The organism is Sutterella sp., from assembly GCF_052272535.1.
Classification (GTDB): domain Bacteria; phylum Pseudomonadota; class Gammaproteobacteria; order Burkholderiales; family Burkholderiaceae_F; genus Sutterella.
Genome location: NZ_DAVZJY010000172.1, coordinates 1 through 5202, shown reverse-complemented (window position 1 = coordinate 5202; position 5202 = coordinate 1). Strand labels below are relative to the sequence as shown.

Annotated in this window: 4 protein-coding genes; all 4 read left to right on the top strand. The window is 66.3% G+C overall.

The annotated features are described in order from the left end of the window. Positions 1 to 975, top strand: a 975-nt coding sequence (locus tag ACT6Y9_RS08480; protein ID WP_443744215.1) for a MutS-related protein, incomplete at its 5' end; no start/stop codon positions are given. 240 nt (positions 976 to 1215) lie between these two features. After that, positions 1216 to 1905, top strand: a complete 690-nt coding sequence (locus ACT6Y9_RS08475; RefSeq protein WP_295478290.1) for a FadR/GntR family transcriptional regulator — start codon at positions 1216 to 1218, stop codon at positions 1903 to 1905. Between the two features lie 328 nt (positions 1906 to 2233). Further along, positions 2234 to 3763 carry a flavocytochrome c gene (locus ACT6Y9_RS08470; RefSeq protein ID WP_295478287.1) on the top strand — a complete coding sequence of 510 codons (1530 nt, stop codon included), beginning with the start codon at positions 2234 to 2236 and terminating at the stop codon, positions 3761 to 3763. Between the two features lie 163 nt (positions 3764 to 3926). Next, positions 3927 to 5081 carry a porin gene (locus ACT6Y9_RS08465; protein ID WP_443744214.1) on the top strand — a complete coding sequence of 385 codons (1155 nt, stop codon included), beginning with the start codon at positions 3927 to 3929 and terminating at the stop codon, positions 5079 to 5081. Positions 5082 to 5202 lie beyond the last annotated feature (121 nt).

Genomic DNA, 5202 nt, shown 5'->3' with positions numbered 1-5202 from the left:
GTGGACGCCGCCGCCGCGCTCGCGCTCCACGCGGCCGAGCGCGGCTGGGTACGCCCGGTCCTCGCCGACCGGCCCGGCATCCGCATCACCCGCGGCCGCCACCCGGTGGTGGAGACGACGCTCGAAGCGTACGTCCCCAACGACTGCCGGCTCGAGGACGGTCGGCGGATGCTCATCATCACCGGCCCCAACATGGGCGGCAAGTCCACCTACATGCGCAGCGTCGCATTGATCGTGCTCCTCGCCTGGGCGGGCGGGTTCGTGCCGGCGGACTCGGCGGAAATCGGCCCCGTGGACCGCATCCACACCCGCATCGGCGCCTCGGACGACCTCGCGCGCGGGCGCTCGACCTTCATGGTGGAGATGACCGAGGCCGCTGCGATCCTCTCGCAGGCGACCGACCGCAGCCTCGTGCTGATGGATGAGATCGGCCGCGGCACCTCGACCTACGACGGCCTGTCGCTCGCCGCCGCGATCGCGCAGGAGTTGGTCGGCCGCGTGCGCAGCTTCACGCTCTTCGCGACCCACTACTTCGAGCTCACCTCGCTCGCACAGGAGATGCGCGAGGCGGCGAACGTCCACGTCTCGGCCGCGCAGACGCGCTCCGGGGTCGTCTTCCAACACGAAATCACCGAAGGCGCGGCCTCGAAGAGCTACGGCATCGCCGTGGCGCAGCTCGCGGGCGTTCCCGCCCCCGTGGTGCGCAAGGCCAAGGCCTTCCTCGCGAAGCTCGAGGAGCGCGCGAACGCCGTCCCGGCGGCGCAGCCCGACCTCTTCGGCTTCTCGCCCCTCACGCTCGCCGACGCCGCGGAGCCCGACGCCCCCGACGCAGCCTCCGACGCACCCGCCGAGGATCCCGAACGCACGGCCTTCCTCGAGCGCGTCGCAGGCCTTGACCTCGACGCGCTCACGCCCCGCGATGCCCTCGGGCTCCTCTACGACCTCCAGAGCGAGGCGAAGGCGCTCGCTCAATAGCCGCTCCGGAGCGTCCCTCCGCCCCCTGCGGCGGCGGGAGCGGAGGCTCCCCGCCGCGCACGCCCGTGCTGAGCACGTATAAAATGCGTTTCGTCGAACATTGTCGACAAATAAGGTGGTCTCCCTAGCACGGCCAAGCGCCCCGGAGAGCCCCGCAGCCCGGACGCGTCCGCCCATTTTCCTGCCGGCGGCCGCAGCTCCCCATTCCGCCCTCAACCACACCCCGAAGGACCAAAAGCCGTGGATCCCAAATATCTCTCCGACGCCCCCGTCGACGAGGACACGCTCTTTCGCGACATCCACAAGCACATCCTGCGTCAGGCAAAGGCGGGCGGCCGTATCGACACCGAGGCGGAGATCGCCGAACGGTTCAACGTGACGCGCTACAAGGTGAGGAAGGCCCTCTCGGTCCTCTCGCAGATGGGGATCGTGGACCGCGCTCCGAAGCGCGGCATGACCGTCAACGCCATGGGCCCGAAGCACCTCTCCTCGCAGATCCAGGTGCAGATGGACATCGCGAACTTCGACATCCGCGAGTTCATCGAGGCGCGGCTCCTCATTGAAGTGAACATCATTCCGCTCTGCGTGCGCCGCATGACGCCGGCGCTCCTCGGACGCCTCGACGACGCGATCTGCCGCATCGAGGCCAATGCGGGCAACACCGAGGAGGCGGACCGCTGGGACCGCGAGTTCCACCTCATCCTCCTCGAGTCCTGCGGCAACCGCGTGCTGCAGGTCTTCTCGGCCGCCCTCATCACGTATTTCGAAAAGACCACGTCGCGGCTGCCGCAGAACGATCCGCCCTTCTTCATGGCGATCGCCCGTCAGGAGCGCGAACTCCTGCGCGCGATCCAGCACGGCGACGAAGAGCTCGCGCGCGAACTCCTCTCGAAGCACCTCAAGGAACAGGTGGACATGTTCTCGGCTTGATCCCGGGCGTCCACGCACTCCATCCGCACGCCGGTCCCGTCAACGGGGCCGGCGTTCTTTTTTCCGGCTCCCCGCCGGCTGCGGAGGTCTGCCGAAGGAAAAAGAACGGCGTTTTTCGTCATCAGTCCATTAGGGGAAACGCTAGACGGATACACCTAAGTACTTGGGTGTACTCCGGCGGACCGGCCTGATTAATCTTTACCTCGGCCGGAAGAAGTAGTGCGCGGTCCCCCGTCAGGAGCGGGGCGGCCCCGGAATTCAGCAGTCCGACGCCTCCCGCAGGCGTGCACGCGCTTCCCGCAGCTCAATGCTTTCAAGGAGAAGTCCAATGACTGATATTTCCCGTCGCCACCTCTTCGGCGCCGCCACCGCGACCGCCGTCGGCTCCCTCGCGTTCGTCCGCACGGTTTCCGCTGCGGAAGCGAAGGACATCAAGTGGAACGAAACCAAGGAATTCGTGATCGTGGGCACCGGCTTCGCCGGCCTCGCCGCCGCGCTTGAGGCCCGTCAGCTCGGCATGCCCGCCGACCAGATCCTCGTCGTTGACAAGATGCCGTTCCCGGGCGGCAACTCCATCATCAACGGCGGCGCCGTCGCCGCCGCGGGCACCGACATGCAGAAGAAGGAAGGCATCAAGGATTCGCCCGACCTGCTCTACGCCGACATCGTCAAGGCGGGCGGCGGTCTCGCTCATCCGCAGCTCGCCCGCCGCATCGCCGACGAGTCCGTTGAGAACTTCTACTGGCTGCGCGACAAGATCGGCGTCAAGTTCAAGGCCGTTACGTACCACGGCGGCCACTCCGTGAAGCGCTCCCACGCCGTCACGAACAACTCCGGCTCGGGCTTCATCGTCCCGATGCTCAACAAGCTCAAGGAAGAAGGCATCACGCCGCGTCTGCGCTGCATCGTCGACCAGCTGATCGTCAACGACAAGAAGTGCGTCCTCGGCGTCAAGGTCCGCACGGACTACCGCTTCGGCAAGGAAGCGACGGGCAAGGTCTCCTACATCCGCGCCACGAAGGGCGTGCTGATCGCCGCCGGCGGCTTCTCGCAGAACGTCAAGATGCGCATGTCTCACGACCCGCGCCTCAACGAGAAGTTCGGCTCGACGAACCATCCGGGCGCCACGGGCGAAATGATTCAGGAAGCGCAGGAAATCGGCGCCAACACCGTTCAGATGGACTGGATTCAGCTCGGGCCGTGGACCTCGCCCGACGAACAGGGCTTCGGTCTCGCGCCGCTCTTCGTTGAATCCGCCGTCGGCTTCGGCCCGATGATCGATCCGGCCACCGGCAAGCGCTTCATCAAGGAAACCGGCAACCGCAAGGTCCGCGCCGACGCCATCGTCGCCATCGGCCATCCCTGCGTCATCTACACGTCGCTTGAGAACGCGAAGAACGTGATCATCGGCAAGAACATGACCCAGGAGCTCTATGACCACGCCCGTCAGAACGGCGTGATCAAGGAGTACCCGACCCTCAAGGCCATGGCCGACGACCTGAAGATCCCGTACGAACAGCTCCAGAAGACCAACGACACCTTCAACAGCTACATGAAGGCCAAGAAGGATCCGGACTTCGACTGCATGTTCTTCGACAACAGCAAGCCCAACGTCGACGGTCCCTTCCTCGCCGTCCGCCTCTGGCCGCGCGTCCACCACTGCATGGGCGGCCTCGAGATCAACGAGAACGCGCAGGTGCTCTCCTGCCGCGGCAACCCGATCAACGGCCTCTACGCCGCCGGTGAGGCGACGGGCGGCGTGCACGGCATGGTGCGCCTCGGCACCGTCGCCGTCGCCGACTGCATGATCTTCGGCCGCATCGCCGCCCGTACGGCGATGAAGTTCAAGGGCTGCTGATCCCCTTGAGCGGCTGCGGAATCCGGAGCTCTCCTTCCGGATTCCGCAGTTTTCCCTGGTCCCGCTTCAGCGCCGCCGGCCCGGCCGTGCGGCGCCCAAGCAGAAAACACTCACAGAACACAGCGGGAAGGCCTCTCAAGAAGGGTGCTTTCCCTTTCGCATCATGAAAAAGACTCTCCTTGCGCTCGCCCTTGCCGGCTCCCTCGGCGCCCTCGCCACCTCCGCCTCCGCGGCTGAAGCCCAGGTCTACGGCGTGATCGACCTCGGCCTCTCGTACATCTACTCCGACGCCGACCACGCCGGCGTCGACGGTTCGGGCACGCTCAAGATGACCAACGCCCAGGAATTCGGTTCGCGCTTCGGCATCCGCGGCAGCGAAGACCTCGGCAACGGCACGAAGCTCTCCTTCGTGCTCGAGAACGGCTTCCAAGCCGACACGGGCAGCCTCGACCAGAACGGCCGCCTCTTCGGCCGCGAGGCCTCCCTCACGTGGTCGGGCGACTTCGGCGCCCTCGCCGCCGGCCGTCTGCCGATCTTCGGGTCCGTGCTCTCCGCCAACGGCCTCTTCCGCGCGGTCGACCCCCTCTTCGCGAACTACACCTCGGCCTTCGGCTCGGGCGCCGTCTCCGCCTCGATGTGGACGCGCGTCGACAACGCCGTTTCCTACCGTTCGCCCACGGTCGCGGGCTTCACCGGCTACGCGATGTACTCCTTCAAGAACGACAGCAAGGTCGACACGACCTCCCGTGAAGGCATGGCCGACGCCGACCGCTACGCCTCCCTCGCCGTCCGCTTCCAGCAGGGCCCGGTTGAAGCGGTCCTCGTCGCCGACACGACGATGTACGGCAACGCCCGTGGTAAAACAACCGCTCATCAGGACGACGGCGTCACGGTCACCCTCGGCGGCAACTACACGCTCGGCAACGGCGTGAAGTTCGTCGGCTTCTACCAGTACTTCGAAGATCAGGAGCTCAGCACCGTTCAGCGCGCCGGAGTCATTTCCGCCGGCCTCAAGCAGCTCAACAACCAGCAGTACGGCTTCGTCACCGGCTACGGCTTCAACGTCGGCGTGAACGTCCCGGTTGCGGGCGGCGTCGCCAAGGTGATGGCCGGCCACCGCGACATGCACAACCAGGGCAACGTCGACTTCAAGCGCACGATGGCTGCGGTCGGCTACGACTACAACCTCTCGAAGCGCACCGCCGTCTACGCGATGGGCGGCTGGTCGCAGGAAAAGGTTGAGCTTCACGATGCGGCCGGCACGGAAGCGACGCCCTGGGGCTATGAGCTCACCGTCGGCATGGTGCACCGCTTCTAATCGGGTGAGGCCGAAGCGGACTCCCGGGAGATCCCGCTCCGCTTTGGAAGCCTGATCCGTGGGGCGCCCCTTTGAGCGGCGCCCGACGCCCAAACGGAGGACTTCTTCCTTTCCGGAAGTC

Excerpts from the sequence above, each read along its gene's own strand:
- ACT6Y9_RS08470 (WP_295478287.1), top strand. The coding sequence starts at position 2,234 with ATGACTGATATTTCCCGTCGCCACCTCTTCGGCGCCGCCACCGCGACC.
- ACT6Y9_RS08465 (WP_443744214.1), top strand. The coding sequence starts at position 3,927 with ATGAAAAAGACTCTCCTTGCGCTCGCCCTTGCCGGCTCCCTCGGCGCC.